At 70.7% G+C, this 18,393-nt stretch carries 14 protein-coding genes and 1 pseudogene; 4 read left to right on the top strand and 11 right to left on the bottom strand.

The features are described 5' to 3' along the window. Positions 1-11 precede the first annotated feature (11 nt). The 5 genes from P3X83_RS01440 to P3X83_RS01420 form a co-directional block, all read right to left on the bottom strand. A complete protein-coding gene (locus P3X83_RS01440; protein WP_277303383.1) occupies positions 12-743 on the bottom strand; it encodes an AAA family ATPase in 732 nt (243 codons plus the stop codon). Between the two features lie 2 nt (positions 744-745). After that, positions 746-1,627: an aminoglycoside phosphotransferase gene (locus P3X83_RS01435; RefSeq protein ID WP_277303382.1), complete on the bottom strand. Its 882-nt coding sequence runs from the start codon at positions 1,625-1,627 to the stop codon at positions 746-748. After that, positions 1,606-2,574 carry a radical SAM protein gene (locus tag P3X83_RS01430; protein WP_277303381.1) on the bottom strand — a complete coding sequence of 323 codons (969 nt, stop codon included), beginning with the start codon at positions 2,572-2,574 and terminating at the stop codon, positions 1,606-1,608. The genes P3X83_RS01435 and P3X83_RS01430 overlap by 22 nt, the downstream gene beginning before the upstream one ends. Before the next feature lie 183 nt (positions 2,575-2,757). Continuing rightward, a complete protein-coding gene (locus P3X83_RS01425) occupies positions 2,758-3,183 on the bottom strand; it encodes an ATP-binding protein (RefSeq protein WP_277303380.1) in 426 nt (141 codons plus the stop codon). Continuing rightward, entirely contained in the window at positions 3,180-3,449 is a 270-nt protein-coding gene (locus P3X83_RS01420) for a hypothetical protein (protein ID WP_277303379.1), read from the bottom strand. The genes P3X83_RS01425 and P3X83_RS01420 overlap by 4 nt, the downstream gene beginning before the upstream one ends. A gap of 205 nt (positions 3,450-3,654) precedes the next feature. Here P3X83_RS01420 and P3X83_RS01415 point away from each other — a divergent pair, with 205 nt between their 5' ends. Together P3X83_RS01415 and P3X83_RS01410 are read left to right on the top strand one after the other, a co-directional pair. Continuing rightward, entirely contained in the window at positions 3,655-4,515 is an 861-nt protein-coding gene (locus P3X83_RS01415; RefSeq protein ID WP_277303378.1) for a helix-turn-helix transcriptional regulator, read from the top strand. Positions 4,516-4,548: 33 nt separating this feature from the next. Further along, on the top strand, positions 4,549-4,824 hold the full coding sequence (locus P3X83_RS01410) for a DUF397 domain-containing protein (protein WP_277303377.1): 276 nt from the start codon (positions 4,549-4,551) through the stop codon (positions 4,822-4,824). A gap of 217 nt (positions 4,825-5,041) precedes the next feature. Here the strand turns inward: P3X83_RS01410 and P3X83_RS01405 are convergent, their stop codons facing one another. The 5 genes from P3X83_RS01405 to P3X83_RS01385 form a co-directional block, all read right to left on the bottom strand. Beyond that, positions 5,042-7,546 carry an FtsX-like permease family protein gene (locus P3X83_RS01405; RefSeq protein ID WP_277303376.1) on the bottom strand — a complete coding sequence of 835 codons (2,505 nt, stop codon included), beginning with the start codon at positions 7,544-7,546 and terminating at the stop codon, positions 5,042-5,044. After that, positions 7,543-8,235, bottom strand: coding sequence for an ABC transporter ATP-binding protein (locus tag P3X83_RS01400; RefSeq protein ID WP_277303375.1), 693 nt, complete (start codon positions 8,233-8,235; stop codon positions 7,543-7,545). Before P3X83_RS01400 ends, P3X83_RS01405 begins: the two co-directional genes overlap by 4 nt. After that, a complete protein-coding gene (locus P3X83_RS01395) occupies positions 8,232-8,741 on the bottom strand; it encodes a PadR family transcriptional regulator (protein ID WP_277303374.1) in 510 nt (169 codons plus the stop codon). The genes P3X83_RS01400 and P3X83_RS01395 overlap by 4 nt, the downstream gene beginning before the upstream one ends. 92 nt (positions 8,742-8,833) lie before the next feature. Then, entirely contained in the window at positions 8,834-10,189 is a 1,356-nt protein-coding gene (locus P3X83_RS01390) for a hypothetical protein (protein WP_277303499.1), read from the bottom strand. A 96-nt stretch (positions 10,190-10,285) separates the two neighbouring features. Further along, a complete protein-coding gene (locus P3X83_RS01385) occupies positions 10,286-12,043 on the bottom strand; it encodes a biotin carboxylase N-terminal domain-containing protein (RefSeq protein ID WP_277303373.1) in 1,758 nt (585 codons plus the stop codon). 261 nt (positions 12,044-12,304) lie between these two features. Here P3X83_RS01385 and P3X83_RS01380 point away from each other — a divergent pair. Then, positions 12,305-12,586: pseudogene (locus tag P3X83_RS01380) on the top strand (WXG100 family type VII secretion target); the annotation flags it as partial. A gap of 95 nt (positions 12,587-12,681) precedes the next feature. Here the strand turns inward: P3X83_RS01380 and P3X83_RS01375 are convergent. Next, positions 12,682-17,307 carry an FtsK/SpoIIIE domain-containing protein gene (locus P3X83_RS01375; protein ID WP_277303371.1) on the bottom strand — a complete coding sequence of 1,542 codons (4,626 nt, stop codon included), beginning with the start codon at positions 17,305-17,307 and terminating at the stop codon, positions 12,682-12,684. Between the two features lie 390 nt (positions 17,308-17,697). On the opposite strand from P3X83_RS01375, the gene P3X83_RS01370 reads away from it, so the two are divergent. Continuing rightward, positions 17,698-18,393, top strand: a complete 696-nt coding sequence (locus tag P3X83_RS01370) for a hypothetical protein (RefSeq protein ID WP_277303370.1) — start codon at positions 17,698-17,700, stop codon at positions 18,391-18,393.

Here is an 18,393-nt window from a genome sequence, read left to right as displayed (position 1 = left end):
GGAACTCGGCCTCAGTCCGCCTCCAGAACGTGCTGCAGGTAGAAGTCCGGCTTGGCGAGGAAGCGCCGCCAATCATCGACCAACCGGAGGCTTTCCCACGCGACTGTGCGCATGCCATGGTCACCGAGCTCGATGATCTCCGCGCCCGGGAGCCTGGTGAGAACCGGCGAATGGGTAGCACAGATGATCTGCCCCCCTTGACGTGCGACACGATGCATGAAACCCACCAGCCGCACGCACGAATGAAAGGACAGAGCCGCTTCGGGCTCGTCCAGCAGAAACAGTCCCGGCCCCGACACCATGCGTTCGAGCACCGTGAAGAACCCCTCACCGTGGGATTGCTCGGTAAGGTCGTCCTCCCAGAAACCGTGCAGGCCAGACACGTTCTGCCCCAGATTGAAGAGCGTTTCAGCACGAAAGAAGAACGCTCGCCGCTTCAGACGAGGACCACGAACGAGCCGTAGCCCCGTTGCGGTCAGATCGGCGTCGAGCACCTCACCCAGCGGAGTTTCCGGCCCACTGCTACTGGCGTACCTGGTACCGGCCTTACCGCTGGCGGAATTGATGCCGCATACATCGGCGATCGCCTCCAGAATGGTGGACTTGCCTGAGCCGTTCTCACCGACGAGGAAGGCGACCGGGCTGGTCAGTGTGAGACCGCGCTCCGCGAGGTGGGCCACGGGGGCCAAGGCGGCGGGCCAACCAGGAGGAACACTGCGGGCCGTCAGCCGGGTGAGCAGCACGGCTAGCGCCTCCTGGCGGGCATCATCAGGCGATCGGCGAGAGTGCGCACCGGACCGGCCAACGTTGGGTAGTCACCGCTGTGCTCGGCTCGGTGAAGGATGTGCGCGGCGGCGGAAAGTTGTGCCAGACGGCCGGTCGGGGTGTCGAGGACGTCGACGAATACGTCGTAGACCTGGGCAGCCGTGGCGGGGACCAGGAGACTGTGCAGGTAGAGGACGGCCGCGCCGTACCCCGCTGGGGCGTTGCCCCAATACTCCCAATCCAGGAGCCATAGGCGAGGCTGGGTGAGGTTGGCCCAATGCAGATCGGTGTGCTCGGTGCGCATGATCGGGGGCTCGGGGAAGTCGAGTGTTCTGCCGTAAAAGGCTTCGACATCGCGTGGCACCCTGGACGGATCGTGATCGCCTCGGGGGGTGGAATGCGCGGCAAGCGTATCGACGGCTTCGCGTAGATCAGCCCACCAGGAAGCGGGCAATACCAGCGGCCTGGTCAGTTCTGGAGAAGTGGAGCACGGTTCGTCGGCCACGTGGGTGAGCAGTTCCGCGTACATCAAAACCGGTGTCTCCTCCCACTCGGCACGCGAGATCAATACAGGCTTGGGCACTCCGGTGATCGCCGTAGCATCCTGATTTCCGGTCCACCCTTCGCCGTGCGCCCAATCGCAATGCTCGGCGGTGGCCCGCAACCACAGCCGATGGTCTTCCCTGAGACAGGCCGAACCGATCGTGCGGTCATGCCAGCCGAACACCGCGTCCCCGGTGAGAGTCACACCGAGGCGGTCAGCGCCTTCGGCGAGGACACGGCGCAGAAAGGCGCGCTGCCCGGACTCGGGGTCACGGTGTCGGCTGGTCATATCGATCCCTACTTGCTGGTTGGGCGGCACTTGTTGGGGTTGCAGTTCCGTAGAGGATTGCAGTTCTGGTCCTTGGGTGCGCAGGGCCCGCAGCTATAGTTCGGCGCGCAATTGCCCGCTGGACGGCAGTTGCGCTGAGGCTGGCACGAGGGACTGCAGTCCGGGCTGCACGGATCGGGTCGGCACGGCTTGCTGTGACTGCCCGCCAGACGCTCCCCGAATTCCCTCCGGAGATCGCTCACGACCTGGGTGAACGTCTCGCCCATGAGGATAGCCGGGAGAGACGATCGATGGACGTTGCCTACGGGCAGCCAGCGCGAGAACACGCACGGCCAGACCTCTCCAGTTGGAGAGATGGCGACTTGCCGGTCTGCGCAGTTGCCGCAGAGTTGATCAACGCCTGGCCCGTCCCCCCGAATGCCGCGCCCCACTTCTCGAAGATCGTCGTAGCCGATTTCAGTGACGCCCAGCCGCTCCAGGACGGCGGCGGCCTGGCCGGTACGTTGCCTAAAGAGAACCCCGATCACACCGGCGCGAAGCGGGATGCCGAGTTCCCTGGCACGAGCGATGTTCTTCGTGGTGCTCCTGAGAGAGGGATGCTTCGTGATGGCTCGGTGTTCCTCTGCCCGGTCGGAGTAGTAGGAGGTCGCCAGCCGGACCCCCGGCAGGCGGAAGGTCTCCCACATCGCCGGGGTGACGCGGACGAGATTCGTATAGATCTCGACCTCCATCCCCGTGGCGAGGGCATGCCGTACCAGTTCCGGCAACGCCGGGTGCAGAGTTGGCTCACCGCCGATGAATTGGCCCAATATCGCGCCGGTCGCGCGAGTCTGCGTGATGACGCGGCACCAGTCCGAGACAGTCATCGTTCCGTGGGTCTCGCCAGGTCCAGATGAGGCATAGCAGTGGTCACAGGCGAGCTGACAACGTCCTGTGATCTCCCACCACACGAAATCGAGAAGGTCATGCTTGGACAACGTACCTCCTGCGGATTTGGTAGGCCGAAAAGGTCCCTCCGTCTATCCATTTCGTCATGAATTTCGGTCGGCTCGACTTGAAGTCGATCGGCTATGACCGAAGATCGGGTCGGCCTGGTTGTAATCACCTCCCCTCATGACTCCGCCATGACGCCGCGCTACGACCGTCATCGCCCGCCCACCTCACCCGGCGTGCGGCAGGGCACCGCCACCTCGGCCCATACCGCCCGCCGTCCGCCCGTCAGTACCTCCACCCCCCCAGGCCAGCGACATCTGCTGCACCAGCCACAGGCCGCGGCCGGACTCCCGTTCCCAGTCCGGATCACGCTGGCGGGGGATCGTCTCCGCACCCTCGTCGATCACCTCGATCCGCACCCCGGCCTGCCCTCGGCGGGCGATCAGCACTACCACCCGGCCTCCGGGCTCGCCCGAGCGGCTGTGGCGGACGGCGTTGCCCACGAGCTCGCTGGCCACTAGCAACGCGTCATCGATGCCCGAACCGCCGTAGGCCTCCACGACCTGGGCGATCCAGTGCCGGGCCACCGGCACCGACCGTTGCGTCCCCGGCATCGAGACCATCAGCGGGACCACGGCCGCGACCGCCGTCACCGTGCGGCCCTCATGATCACCCGGGCGGCGCTCTCGTCGGCGTCGGCCCACCGCCTGCGTCCCCGTCCCCAGGCGTACACCCACCGGCCCGACCAGACGACTGCCGTGACGCGCAGCCGATCCCCTGGCCCGCGCCGGACGGCCACCACGGGCACCGCCGTCCCGAGTTCGAGCACCACGTCCGCGCCGAGCAGCCGCAGGCTCCACGCGAGCCGGGTCAGGTACAGGTACTGCTCTCGCGCCTCGGAAGGGGCCGTCACGCTCACGCGATCACCGCCGTATCTCGGCCAGCGGTTTGCCGCGATCTCACCTTAATCGGTGGGTTGTACCCATTCCGATGAGGTGAGATCGGTGCCAATCTCGCTGGTCAGCCAACGAACACGACATCTGAGTGGTAGTTTTCACATAGGCAGGCCTTAATGCAAGCATTCATTTGAAACCAATCAAGATTCTTTATCCAAGGGGAGCATGGTGGCACGCGGCAAGCACATCCCAACGGTCGCCAGCACACGGCTGGCGGGTGAGCTACGCGCTCAGCGCGACGCGGCCGGCCTGAGTCAAGAGGCCGTCGCGGAGGAGATGGGATGGGCGGAGAGCAAGCTCTACCGGATCGAGAACGACAAGAGTCGCGTCCTGCAACGCGACGTGAAACGCCTGCTCAAGCTCTACGGAACCGGCACGAAGCAGGTGGACGCGATCATCGAGCTCGCACGGCGGGCCAGCGAGCCCGACTGGTGGCACCAGTACTCCAGCGCGATCCCGGACTACTTCCAGGTCTACGTCGTACTGGAGGCGTCCGCATCGCATGTCCACGGGTACGAATCAGAGCTCGTCCCAGGCATCATGCAGACCGAGCGTTACGCACGGGCGATCATCTCGACCACATCGACCGCCGAACCGGATGACGAAATCGACGACATGGTGAAGCTCCGAACCAGCCGGGAGGTCCGGCTGAAAGAGCGGAACCCGCTGCAGGTCTGGTTCGTGCTGAACGAGGCGGTCATCCGACGTGTGGTTGGAGGCCCGGAGGTCATGCGGGAGCAGATCGAGCACCTGATCCAGTTCGCCCGGCTTCGTAACGTCACACTGCAGGTCCTCCCGTTCAAGTCCGGCGAGCATGGTGCCATGAGCGGATCGTTCTACCTATTGAAATTCCCTGCCGCAGGCGACCCTGACAAGGTGTATGTCGAGCAGCATCTCGGCGGCCTCTACACCCAGAAGACGCACGACGTGGAGTGGTATAGCCTCAGATTCGACCACTTGCGCGCGCGAGCGCTCGGCCCCGCAGAGACGATCGCGATGTTGCGCGCGGTGGCGGCGGAGCTGACCTGAGAAGGGGCCAACAACAAGGGGGAAGCGTCCAGCATGGACTTGACCACCGCGATCTGGCGCAAGAGCACCCGCAGCAACAGCACTGGTGGTAACTGCGTCGAGGTCGCCGTCGTGCGTGGCAGTGACGCGGGAATCGCGAACAAGGCCGCCGAGGAGTTCGTCGTTTTGGTCCGCGACACCAAGAACCGGGATCGCGAGACGCAGGTCTTCACGATCGCCGAGTGGGACGCCTTCCTTGCCGGTGTGCGAGACGGGCAGTTCGACTCCGCGACCATGATCAGCGATCTGACGAGCCAGTTCGTCTCCTAGCGTCTTCCACCTGAATGCGGAAGGTGGCGGCGCATTCGGGGCCGAGGTAGACGCGACGGGCGTCGCCGTCCTGCGACTCTTCCGGGTCGAGGGCGTCCTTGCCGTTACGGCAGCACGTCCAGGTCGGCGAGGAACTCGATCGACCGGCCCGATCCGGCCCGGACGTCGGCCCGCGGGTGCAGTGCGGCGACGTCCGGTGACGGGATTTGATCCAGCATCATACGGATCGGCAGGTGAGAGGCTGGGGGGTGCGGCCGAGCAGCGCCGGCAGGGTCGCCAGCAGGGGGAGCCCGATCACCACGGCGAGCAGGAACGGCCACGGGACGGCGAGCGTGGCCGGATCCCTGGCGGCCTGTGTGGTCATCGTCCGGCTCAGCGCCACACCCGTCACCGTTCCCGCGGTCAATCCCACCAGCACGCCCAGCCCGGAGATGTAGAGGGCCTGGCCGGCCACGATCATCCGCAACGTCCGGGGCGGGGCGCCGATGGCCGCCATCGCCGCCCGCTCGGGCCGCATGTCGGCCGCCGCCAGGCGGGTGGCGGCCAGCGTGCCGCCTACGACGAGGACGAGAGCGCCGCCGAGCCAGATCCAAGGTTCGACGGGGTAGGGCACATTGCCGTACCCCGCCTCCGTGGCGACCGTCAGGTAGTGGGACGCCTTGGTGAGATCGCTCCAGAGCGTCGAGTTGGTCGGCGGCCGGTACATGCCGTAGAGCTGGCGCTCCACTGTGGTGAAGCCGGCCCCCTCGACCAGGGCGCGCGGCAGCAGGGCGCCGCCCTGGTGCGGGTCGGCGGGGGTGGCCACGACGGCGGGAACTTCGAGCCCGCGCGGCGGGCCGCCGGTGGAGCCCGCCCGCAGGGTCAGTTTGCCGTTCCGCACCGAGGACGGGTCGAAAACCACGGCCTTGCCGCTCGCCAGTGCGGCCGCCGCGACCGGGTCATGGCGCCCTTGCAGGAGTCGGAGCAGGGCCTGGTCCCCGATGGCCGCCGTGCGACGCGTCCGGATCCCGTTCCAGCGCACCGAGTACCGCAACGCGTAGCGGTGGCCCTTGGCGTCCCTCGCCAGATAGCCGGAGGCCAGTGGTACGCCCGGCAGCAGGCGGATGGTTTCGGCGCGAACCTTGTTCCAGGACGCGTCACCGATGTTGCCGGCCCAGATCGCCAGCGAGCCGGTCGGGCGTGCCGAGGTGTAGGCGTTTCGCCGGTCCATGTATTCGCTGTTGGTGCCGATGCCGAGCGCCACGACCGTGGCCGTGACCGCCATGACGGCCGCCACGGCGCTCGCCGTCCGGGTTCGCTGGCGGACCGCGTCGCGGACGGCCACGCGCAGCGGGAGCCATAGCCGCGCGGCCGGGCGCCCCGTCTGACGGACCAGCCACGGCGTCAGCACCACCAGCCCGAGCAGTACCGGCAGCGCGGAAACCAATACCCAGATCGAGTCCGGCTGACGCCGTGTCACCACGGTCGCCACCAGTCCGCCCACCACCAGCCCGGCGCCCACCAGGGGCCATCCCGGCCGATCGGCCACCACGGGCGCGCGGCCGGACAGCACGGTCGCGGTGTTCTGCCGGGCCGCCTGGACGGCCGGCACCAGTGCCGCCACGAGCCCGGTGAGCAGGCCCAGCGCGGCGATGCTCACAACGGGCGTCCACGGTACCTCCGGCGGGCCGGTCTGCCCTCCCCAGCTCGCCAGCACGGGGGCGCCCAGTGTTCCGGCCCCGATGCCCAGCGCCGTCGCCGCCAGGGTGGCCGTTCCGCCGAGGATCAGCCCGTCGGCCAGCACGATGGTCCGCAGGTGTCCGGCCGAGCCGCCCTGCGCCGCGATCTCGGCCAGTTCCCTGCGCCGTCTGCGGAGCCCGACCGCGAAGGCGGGCCCGGCCAGCAGCACGGTCACCAGCACCACCATGATCACCATGGCGCCCATCGCGATCACGCCTTGGACCTCGAAGGCCGGGGCGCGAAGCTGGGAGTACGACGACGGGTCCGTGATCATGGAGCGGGAGGTGACGTACAGACCGGCCTTGTTCAGCGCGGGCACATCGGCCCAGGAGACGGGTTTGGGGGTGTCGGCCAGCCAGCCGATGCCGTCTCCGGACGAAGACCAGAACTCCACCGACGTCGTCAGCGGTAGATCCGGCCCCACGACCTGTCGAAGCGACGGCTCGTGCGGGTGCTCGACCACGCCCACCACCGTCAGCGGCGCCGAGCCGGACGGCCGCAGGAGATCGCCGGGCCGCAGGCCGAACGCGGATGTCACCGCGACCTCGCCGACGCCGGGAAATCTGCCCTCGCTCAGCGTCAGCATGCCCTTGGTGAGGGGATCACGCAGGTCGGTGTCGAGCGCGTCGACCCGCTCGGTGCCGAGCTGTATCGCAGCCTTCCTGAATGGGACCAACCGGGTGCCCGGTCCGAGCAGTGCTATTACCTCGGCGTCGCCGATCCTGGTCAGGGCCTCTTCGCCGCCACCCCCGCTCCAAGCTGCCCCGTCCGGATCCTGCTGAAACTCCGTGCCCTCGGGTATCCGTATGAGACGGGCGTCGGCGGCGCCGAGTTCCGCGACCAGGCCCTCCTGCGGGGAGACGCTCGTGGTCGCGAGGAGCGTGAGAACCGCCGTGATCACCAGGACCGGTAAGCCGATCATCACCATGATGAGCGCGCTTCGTCCCCGGGAACGCCACGCGTTCCGGCGGGCCAGGCGCAGCGCGGCTCGTACGGCGCTCATCCGGCGCTCGCCGGCGACGCGGTCGTGACATCGGTGATCAGCCCGTCGCGGAGGAACACCACACGATCGGCCCAGGCGGCGTAACGCGACTCATGGGTGACGAGCAGGACCGCCGCGCCCGCGTCGCAGCGGGCGCGCAGGACCTGCAGGATCTCGTCGCCGGTGCGCGTGTCGAGCGCGCCGGTCGGTTCGTCGGCCAGCAGCAGGTGCCTCTCGCCGATCAGGGCGCGGGCGATCGCCACCCGCTGGCGCTGGCCCCCGGACAGCTCGTCGGGGAAACGGCCGGCCAGATGCGCCGCGTCGATCTCCGTCAGTACGGCCATGGCCTCCTCGCGGGCGGTGCGTGATCGCACGCCGTCGAGCTCGCGCGGCAGCATCACGTTCTCCACCGCCGTCAGCGACGTGATCAGGTTGAGGTCCTGGAAGACGTAACCGACCCCCCGGCGTCTCAGTGCCGCCAGGTCGCGAACGGTGGCCAGGTCCCGCTCGTCGATGTGTACCGCACCCGACGTGGGCCGGTCGAGCCCGCCCGCGAGGTTGAGCAGGGTCGACTTGCCGGAGCCGGAAGGGCCGGTGACCGCGACCAGCTCGCCCGCGCCGACCTCAAGGCTCACCCCTTTCAGTGCGGATACGGCCGTCGCTCCTTCGCCGTGGATTCTGGCCACCTCGACCAGCTTTAAGACCGTCATCGGTCCTCCCTGAGAACGGCCTCGCAGTGGTCCAGCCACCGTTGCTCGGCCTCGGCCTGAAAGATCATGGAATCGAGCACGAGCCGCCGGGCGACGCCCTCCGTGGCGTCTCGCTTGGCCTTGGTCAGCCGCTGGAGGGCGCGCATGGTCGCGGTCCGCTGTGCGCGGATGACCTCGGCGACGTCCACCTCCTCGGCGGCGACGGCCATGGCCAGCTTGATGACCAGCTCGTCTCGCGGCCGGTCGGACGGGGCGACGGGGGTGCCGAACCAGCGCACCATCTCCGCCCGGCCCGCCTCGGTGATCGTGTAGACGACCCGGCCCTGCTCGTCCGACTCGCCCGGTTCGACCAGGCCGTCGCGCTCCATGCGGGACAGCGTCGTGTAGACCTGGCCGATGTTCAGCGGCCAGGTCGCCCCCGTCGACGCCTCGAATTCCGCCCGCATCTGGTAGCCGTGTCGTGGCCCCCTGCTGAGCAGCGCGAGCAGTCCGTGCCGGATCGTCATGCATACTAAGTATGCATACTCAGTATGCCCTCCGCAAGAGAAAACCCCGGCGGCCGGGGCCGCCGGGGTTCGTGTTCTCGAAGGAGGGTGGGTTACCAGTCGCCGCCGAAGTCTCCGCCGCCGAAGTCGCCGAAGCCACCTCCGCCGCCGAAGTCTCCGCCGCCCATGTCGCCCATGCCGCCGTCGGCGAGGCCCTGCTCATAGCCGGCGCCGTAGCCGCCCATGCCGCCGAAGCCGCCCATCATGCTGCCCATGAGCGTGCCGACGAGCATCAGGCTCATCACGTCGCCGAAGCCGCCGTAGTAGCCGTAGGCGTAGGGCTGGTAGGCCGGGCCCGCGTCGTAGTACGGCCGCCGCTGACCGTTGACCATGACCTCGCGCATCTGCGGGTCGAAGCCGCGCTCGACGGCCTCGGCGTCGGCCGCGCAGGCCGGGACGTTGCGCACCGCGCCACCGGCCGGAGCCCAGGACACGTCGCGCACGGACGGGCCGTGCTGCGGGTTGAAGAAACAGGGCGCGCGGCGCTCGGGGATCGGCTGGTCGTTGACCCTGGCCTTCACCACCGCGAGCGCGTAACGGCCGTCCTCCAGCGTGGTGGTCACGCCGCGCACGTCTTCGGGGCGAGCGACCCCGGCGAGCTCGACCTTGGCCTTCTCGTAGGAGTCGAGCGCCTGCTGCCACTCGGTGAGGTGCCCGCCGCCCGCGCCGAGCAGCTTGACGTCGGTGTCGAGCGAGGTGATCTCCTCGCCGAACTTGGTCACGTCTTCCTCGACGGTCTGCTTCACGGCGGCCAGCTCGGCGGCCTCGCGGGCCTCGCGCTGCTGCTTCTTCTTGCGCGCGTAGAAGAACAGGCCCAGGCCACCGGCGGCGGCGAGGACCAGGATGCCCACCAGGATGCCCACGCTGGAACCACCGCCCGAAGAGTTCTGCTTCGGGTCGAGGGCACCACGGTCGCCGTCGACGGCGGCGTTGGTCCGGGTGGCGAACTCCTGGACGACCGCCGTGATGTCGCCCGGGTTGTTCTGCGCCGACAGGTTGGCGATCCGGGCCATGGTCTTCTGGTTCACCAGGCCGGACGAGGCGAACAGGTTGGTGCCGTCGATCACGCCGACGGTGGCGTCCCTGCGGCCCTCGGCGGTGAGGGCCTGCCCGATCGACCGCATGTACGCGGCGATCTGGTCGTTGGAAACGGTCCCGTCGGGGAACGCGGCGATGTAGATCTTGCTCTTCGAGTCTTCCAGAGCCGCGCGGATGTCGGACTGCTGGCTGGAGCTGAGCGACGCTCCGCTCATCACGTAGAGCGGGTCGCTGGTCTTCCAGGACGCGACCAGCGTGTTGGCGTCGGGCGGCGCCGCCGCACTCGCGGCGGGCGCAAGCGCGAACAGCGCGAAAAGCCCGGCGAGCAGCGCGACCAGCGCTGTGCCCGCTCGGCGGACCGGGTGGGTCATGTTCACGGCAGCAAGCCTCCTTCGCCCGGAAGGACGAACGGGCGGTCAGCGAAGTTCCCGGTCGTCCCCTTGTTTCGACCGTACCTCTCGTCGATCTCAGGACTCCTTGATATCGCAGATGACCGCGCCGGAGTTGACCGTCTGCCCGACGATCGCGCTGAGCCCGGAGACGGTGCCGTCCTTGTGCGCGGTGAGGGGCTGCTCCATCTTCATCGCCTCCAGCACCACGATCGGGTCGCCGGCGGCGACCGTGTCGCCGTCGGCCGCGATCACCTTGACGATCGTGCCCTGCATCGGGCTGACCAGGGAGTCGCCGCCCGCCACGGCCTTCTTGGCGCTCGTGGCGGCGCGGCGCGGCGGACGCGCCCCCGCCGCGCGGCCCGCTCCCGCGCCGCCGCCGAACCCGGCGGGCAGGACCACCTCAAGCCGCTTGCCGCCGACCTCGACGGTGATGCGCTCGCGTTCTTCGGCCGGGCCGTCGGCCTGCTCGGCGGGGGCGGCGAACGGCGGGATGGTGTTGTCGAACCCGTTCTCGATCCACCCGGTGTGGACGGTGAACGGCTCGCCGGTGAAGGCGTCGTCGTTCACCACCGCGCGGTGGAAGGGCAGCACCGTGGGCATGCCCTCGACGTCGTACTCGGCCAGCGCGCGCCGGGCCCTGGCGAGCGCCTGACGGCGGTCGGCGCCGGTGACGATCAGCTTGGCGATCAGCGAGTCGAAGGTCTGGGGGACCGTCTGCCCGGCGTTGTAGCCGGAGTCGAGGCGCACGCCCGGCCCAGTGGGGATGCGCATCGAGGTGATCGTGCCGGGGGCGGGCAGGAAGCCGCGGCCGGGGTCTTCGGCGTTGATCCGGAACTCGATGGAGTGCCCGCGCAGCGGCGGGTCGTCGTAGCCGATCGCCTCGCCGGAGGCGATCCGGAACATCTCCTGGACCAGGTCGATCCCGGTGACCTCCTCGCTGACCGGGTGCTCTACCTGGAGCCGGGTGTTGACCTCAAGGAAGGAGACCGTGCCGTCGAGGCCGACCAGGAACTCGCAGGTGCCCGCGCCGACGTAGCCCGCCTCGCGCAGGATCGCCTTGCTGCTCGCGTACAGCACCCGGGTCTGCTCGTCGGTCAGGAACGGCGCGGGGGCCTCTTCGACCAGCTTCTGGTGGCGGCGCTGGAGGGAGCAGTCGCGGGTGGAGACGACCACGACGTTGCCGTGGGAGTCGGCCAGGCACTGGGTCTCGACGTGCCGAGGCCGGTCCAGGTAGCGCTCCACGAAGCACTCGCCCCTGCCGAAGGCCGTGACGGCCTCGCGGACCGCCGACTCGTAGAGCGCCGGGATCTCCTCCATGGTGCGGGCGACCTTCAGGCCGCGCCCGCCGCCGCCGAAGGCGGCCTTGATGGCGATCGGCAGTCCGTGCTCGGCGGCGAACGCGGTGACCTCGGCGGCTCCGGACACCGGGTCGGGCGTGCCCGCGACCAGCGGCGCGCCCGCCCGCTGGGCGATGTGCCGGGCGGAGACCTTGTCGCCCAGGGAACGGATGGCGGCGGGCGGCGGGCCGATCCAGGTGAGCCCGGCGTCGATGACGGCCTGGGCGAAGTCGGCGTTCTCGGCCAGGAACCCGTAGCCGGGGTGGACGGCGTCGGCCCCGCTGCGCGCGGCGACGTCGAGCAGCTTGCCGATGTTCAGGTACGTGTCGGCGGGCGTGGTGCCGCCCAGCGCGTAGGCCTCGTCGGCCATGGTCACGTGCAGCGCGTCGAGATCTTCGTCGGCGTACACGGCGACGCCGGCCAGCCCCGCGTCCCGGCAGGCCCGGGCGATCCGAACAGCGATCTCTCCACGGTTGGCGATCAGGATCTTCTGCACAGACGTCGTTCCTTCCTCGCACGCCCGCCGGGTCGTCGGGGCACCTCGGATGCCTCGTGCGGGCGTCAGAGCCACTCGGCCTGCAACGGAGTTTAGGCGTCCCCTGACCGTCGCATTGAGGGACCCCGGGGCAAACTCCGGGGCAATGCGACGGGATTGTTCTCGGCGAGTTCTCCATAGCCACTCGGCATAACGGCTCTCTCCCCGTAATCTGGCGTCTAACGTGATGGCGCTTGGCGACCCTGTGACGTCGACGAGAAGGAGACTGGCATGAGCCAGAGCTTGCTCGGTGGCAATCCCGCGGAAATGCAGCAGATGGCCACCCAGTTCACCCAACAGGCCGATCAGGTTCGTGCGACCACGGCCGCCCTGGACAGAGAGGCCGCGAAGGTGGGCACCGCGTGGACCGGTCCGGGTGCCGAGCGGTTCCGCGATTCCTGGCAGAACTATCGTGCCGCCTTCCAGCGGATGGCCGAGGAGCTGCAGGAGGCGTCGAGGGTCATCAACACCTACCGCGGCAACATCGAGTCCGCGACCCGCTGACTTCCCTGACCCCGCACGCGGGCGCATTCCTTTCCGGAATGCGCCCGTCGTGTTTCGCCGCCGCGTGTCCACCCGGTATCGGCCGCGTATCCGCCCTATTCAGGCAGCGCGGCCTGGATCGGCGTGACGGTGCCCAGGGTGACCAGCAGGCCGCGTCCCGGCGGGCCGCCGACGGCCCCGCGCGGCAGCCGCACGGTGAACAGGTCGCCGTCGGCCGGGCTCTGCACCGAAAGCAGCAGCCCGGTGCGCGCCTTGCGCGCCTCGGCCACGAACCCCCGGTAGGCGGTGGTCAGGTCGCCGGTCGGACCGGCGATGATCAGGCCGTGCTCGGCGTCGCGGCCCGACCGCAGCACCTCCTCCAGGGCCGCGCCGAGCGAGGAGTCGGGCGAGATCAGCTCGGCGTCGTCCACGAGCACCACGTAGCGGTCGTGGCCGGCCACCGTGGCCCGCAGGTCGCCGTCCTGGGCGCCCAGCACGGCGAGCACCCCCGGTTCGCCCGCCAGGTCGCGCAGCGGGCTCCTGCGCGGCGTCACGACGACGACGGGCGTGCCCGCCGCCAGCAGTGAGCGGGCGGCGGTGAGCAGCGCGGCCGACCGGCCCGACCGGGAGGGACCGGCGATCACCGCGCCCGGCCCATGGCCGACCAGGTCGATCCCGAGCGGGGCGAGCGCGTCGCCGCCCACGCCGAGCATCGCCCACAGCGCCGACGGCGGCTTGAACGCGGGGGCCAGCTCCATCGCCTGGCCCGTGGTGATCCGCATCGGCAGCGGGTCCACCCGCATCGGGCGCTCCCACCCTTCGCGCGGCGGGGCCGCGTCGCGGGCGAGCGCCTGCAGCGCGGCGACCTGCGCGGGCCCGGACGGCTCTGCGTCCAGCAGCGCGATCTGGCTCTCCACCAGGCCGTGGTCGCTCATCGCGAGCACCCGGCCGGCGGGCATCGCGGACGGCAGGTCGCGCAGCGGAAGCCCGGCCAGGCCGTAGTCGGTGGGGTCGGACAGCCGCAGGATGAGCCGCTCGTCGAACACCGTGGAGACCTGCCCGAGCAGCCCGGACCGGTCGGCCGTCACGACGGCCCGCACGCCGACGGCGGGGCCCTCGCGCAAGATCTGCAGAGTCGTGTCGATCAGCCGCCCGTAGTCGTAGCCCTCGAACGCGGCCACGAAGCCCTCCCAGCGGTCGAGCATCAGCAGCAGCCACGGCGGGCGCTCGCCGTCCAGGGTCTCGGCGGCCCGCATCTCCGCCAGCGAGGCGTACCCGGCGGAGGCGAGGAGCTGCTGCCTGCGGCCCACCTCGGCGCGCAGCCTGGTCAGCAGCCGCTCGACCCGGTCGAGCTGGTCGCGGGTGACCACCGCGCCGCAGTGCGGCAGCGCGACGAGCGGCAGCAGCGCGCCGGACCCGCAGTCGATCGCGTGCAGGTGGACGTCGGCGGGCGACGCGCCCGCCGCCACGGCCCCGGCGATCGTGCGCAGCGCCGTGGACCTGCCGCTGCGCGGCGCGCCCGCCAGCAGCAGGTGCCCGCCGTCGACCAGGTCGAGCGCCAGGTCGCGGCGGCCCTGCGCCCACGGCTCGTCGGTCACGCCGAACACCAGCGGGGGGACCTCGCGCCCCTCCGGCTTGTCCGGACGGCGCAGCTCGGCGACCGTCACCCGGTCGGGCAGGGGATCGAGCCACGGCGTGGGCTGCTCGGGGACGTTCAGCATCCGGGCGGCGTCGATGAGCGCCTGGGTGAGCGTGGCCAGGTCGCTGCCGGCCGCGCCCTCGGCCTGCTCGGGGGCGGAGGTGGGCAGCGCGTGGCCCAGCGCGCGCCAGCCCAGCTCGGCCACCCGCACCCGGCCGTTCGCGCCTCCGGCGCCGCGGCGTCCGCCGATCCTGGCCGCCTGGACGGCCGCCGCCGCGCCCGCCCCGGACTTGACGTAGCACCGGCCAGGCGTGGACTTGGAGATGTGCGCCGCGTCCGGCCGGTCGATCACGTCGGACGACTCCACGCCCTCGGTCACCCGCAGCGCGATCCGTAGCGAGGTGTTGGCCTGGATGTCGGCGGTGACGACGCCGGCGGGCCGCTGGGTGGCCAGGATCAGGTGGATGCCCAGGGAGCGCCCGCGCCGGGCGATGTCCACCAGGCCGGTGACGAAGTCGGGCAGTTCGGTGACCATCGCGGCGAACTCGTCGATGATCAGCACGAGCCGGGGGAGCGGCGGGTGGGAGCCGCGCGCCTCCTGGTAGTCCTCGATGTCCTTGGCCCCGGCCTCCAGCAGGAGCCGCTCGCGGCGGCGGATCTCGGCGGCGAGCGAGGCGAGCGCCCTGGCGGTGAGGTGACCGTCCAGGTCGGTGACCATGCCGACGGTGTGCGGGAGCCGTACGCACTCCTTGAACGCCGCGCCGCCCTTGTAGTCGATCAGCACGAACGTCATCTCGTCGGGCCGGTTGGCCACGGCGAGCGAGCAGATCATGGTCTGCAGCAGCTCCGACTTGCCCGCGCCCGTGGTGCCCGCGACCAGCGCGTGCGGGCCGTCGCGGCGCAGGTCCACGGTGAACGGGCCGTCGGGCCCGACGCCCAGCAGCGCGCGGGTGGTCGCGCCCCGCCAGCGCTCGGCGACCTTGGGGGCGGACGGCGCGGGCATGTTCAGCAGGTCGAGCAGGCGGACCGAGTCGGGCAGCGCGGAGCCCGCGTCCTCGCGGCTCACGTCGCGGATGGGCGCCAGGGCGCGGGCCAGCCGGTCGCACCACGAGGCCGGTACCTGGTCGGCCAGGATGTCGCCGATGGCGTCGAGCCCGCCGCCGTGCAGGCGCACCCGGCCTTCGCGGTCGCAGGCCGCCACGGTGGCGCACTCCTCGGGCAGCAGCCGCTGGTCCTCGTCCAGCGCCAGCGTGTAGACGCCCGCGCGGGGGCCCTGCCGCAGCACCTGCGGCATGCCGGGCAGCGAGCGGAGCAACTGCGCGCCGTCGAGCACCACCAGCACGTCGTAGGGGCGTTCGTCGTAGGAGGAGAAGGCGGGCTCCTCGGTCGCGCCCCACTCGGAGGACTTCCTGCCGCCGTTCCAGCCCAGGTCGTCCCAGCCCGCGGGCATCTTGCCGAAGCCGGGGGAGGCCTCCTCGCCGAGGCGCTCCTCGATCAGCGCGGCCAGTTCGGCGACGCGGCGGGCGGCGGCCTCGGGGTCGGCGCCGATCAGCGCCACGCAGTCCTCGCCGCCGTGCGGGGCGCAGTGCGGCAGCCAGCGGGCCCAGCTCCAGTGGTCGCCGCCGTCGCCGTGCGCGGACAGCACGACCACGGCCAGGTCGCGGGGGCTGTGCAGGGCGGCGGCCTGGCCGACCATCCAGCGGGCCAGCGCGGCGGCCTGCGCCCGGGGGCCGGTGATCCCGGCCACGCCCAGGCGGCGCATGGCCAGGGCGACCGGCACGGTGTGGGAGGTCGGCGGATCGGGCGCGACGAAGTCGCCGGGCGCGCCGCGCTCGGGGACCAGCTCCAGGTCCGCGGGCAGGTCGGCGAGGCCCACCCGCAGCCGCAGCGCGTCGGCGTCGTGAACGCGCCGCTCCCACAGCCGCCGCCGGGGGCCGGTGGCGGTCAGCAGCACCTCGGCCGGGTCGGGCGCCAGCGCCCGCCGCGCGACCTCGTCGGCGGCCCTGGCCACCTCCAGCTCCCGCTCGAAGGCGCGGGTGCGCTCTTTGTACTCCTTGACGGCCTGGCGGTACTGCTTGCGCCCGTGGCGTTTGTCGCTCCACCACTGCCCGATCATGATCATCGGGGTCATCAGCGCGAACAGCAGGAAGTACCACATCTGCAGGACCCAGGCCAGCGCCAGCCCGAGGACGGCGGGCAGCATGGCGGCCAGCAGCTGCAGCCTGACCCCGTCGCCGCGCCTGGGCTCGGCGGGCACCGCCAGGCGGCGCACGCGGTCGGGCCTGGCGAGCCGGGGCGGGCGGTTGTAGGCGAATCCGCCGTCGGCGCGGGAGTCGAGGTGGGCATCCGGCGGCTCGATCAGGGTCAGCGTGAAAGCCGAGCTGCCGCAGAGCATCAGCGCGCCCCAGGGCCACGTGGCGGGGCCGGTCAGTGGTTCGCCCTCAAGGGTGGGCGTCACTCCCGCAACGGCCGTCTCAGGGCCGGACAGGGGGCTTCCACGGCGACCGCCCTTCCGGGTCTTGCGCGCCTTGCGCTTCCTGTGCGGTTTCCTTGGCGGCGGGGCGTCGGAGAGTACTGGCGGCTCCACGGTGACGCCCTCGGTGGTGATCCGCAGGCGGGCGGCCTCGGCGGGCAGGGTGGGGTCCGTCACGGCGACCGTGCAGGCGGGGCCGGAGCCGATCATGTGGCTGCCCAGGCCCAGGCGGTGCACCGACCCCGCTCCGGGGCCGCCGACCACCCGCAGCTCGGCGATCCCGGCGGGCTCGTCGATGACGGTGGCCCCGGCCAGGCGCGCGTCGAGCGTCACCAGGTCGCCGTTGCGCAGCACCCTGACCACGGCGGCGTCGGGGTCGAGCACCCGGCCGCCGCGCCAGAGCCGCCCGCCGCCCTCGCTCTCTTCGGGGGTGCGCTGGGCGGGGACGAGCGACCGCCGGTCCATCCCGTACGGCGCGCGCGCCCGCGACAGCCGGACCACCTTGGCCAGCCGCTCGCCGGTCGCGCCGCCGAGCGCATCCGCCAGCCCGGCGACGGTGGTGCCGTCGTCCACTTCGATCACGACATCACGACCGCCGTGCTCGCCCACCAGAGTGAGCATGATCCGCATAGCGCGACTCCTAGGGGGGTGCTTCGCGGTTCAAAGTAACCAGGACCGGCCCGGCCTTGCGATGGGTTGACGTCAATCGTCGGGTTCGCCGGGTCCCAAGGCCGACCAGTGGGATTTATGGTGCGCCTGTTACTAAAGTTTAATTCCATCCGCATTACCAGCTATTCACCGCGGAATCCAGCCGTCTTAACGAGACGGTCTTGCTCGCCCGGTGTTGACATGGTCAGCTCGATGAAACGAGCATGGGTCTGCGGATAAGCACCCCAGGTCTTCGTCGCGACGCACATAATGGCGTGAATTCCGTTATTCACGCTTGGCCGTTATTGTGATCGCAGCCCATGCTCATGAGCAGCGTGGGCGGATCCACCGACTCCTGGGAGCCCCCGACCCATGAGGATCAGTGAGAAGCCCGCCCGCGACAGCCGGACCCCGGCCGCCGCGGGTGCTCAGGGCACTCTGTCCGGCCCCGCCTCCCGCAAGCTCCCCGTCTCCCCGCGCGAACGCCGGCCCGCCCTGGCGGCCGTCGCGGTCCTGCTGATCCTCGGCGGCGCCCTGGCCACCACCCTGCTGGTGATGCGCAGCGGCGACCGGGTCTCCGCGATCGTGATCACCCAGCAGGTCGGCACCGGCCAGGCGATCCCGGTGGCGGCGATGCGAGAGGTCCAGATCGCCGACACCGGGCTCGGCTACGTGGCATATGCGCACCGTGACGAGGTCAGCCGCACCTTCGCGAAGGTCACGCTGCTGCCGGGCACCCTGCTCACCGAACAGATGGTCGTGCGGGCCAGTCAGGAGCTGGGTCCGGGCAAGGCCCGGGTCGGGCTCTCCCTGAAACCCGGCCAGTCGCCCTCCGGCCTGCGGCCGGGCGACCGCGTCCAGGTCATCCACGTCCCCGGGCGGTCGGGCGCCGATCGGGAGCCCCGGGTCCTCGCCCAGAGCGCGCTGGTGGACAGCGTCGGCACGTCGGGCAGGAGCGGCTCCAGCGGGGCGGTCACGGTGATCGTGGACAGCGGGCTGTCGCCGGTCGTCGCGGGCTACGCCACCATCGGCGAGATCGCCCTGGCCGAACTGCCGGGAGCCCGCTGA

Origin of the sequence: Spongiactinospora sp. TRM90649, from assembly GCF_029382225.1 — a bacterium.
In the GTDB taxonomy this organism is placed as follows: domain Bacteria; phylum Actinomycetota; class Actinomycetes; order Streptosporangiales; family Streptosporangiaceae; genus Spongiactinospora.
The sequence above is the reverse complement of the archived record's forward strand: the minus strand, read 5'-3'. Positions and strand labels throughout refer to the sequence as shown.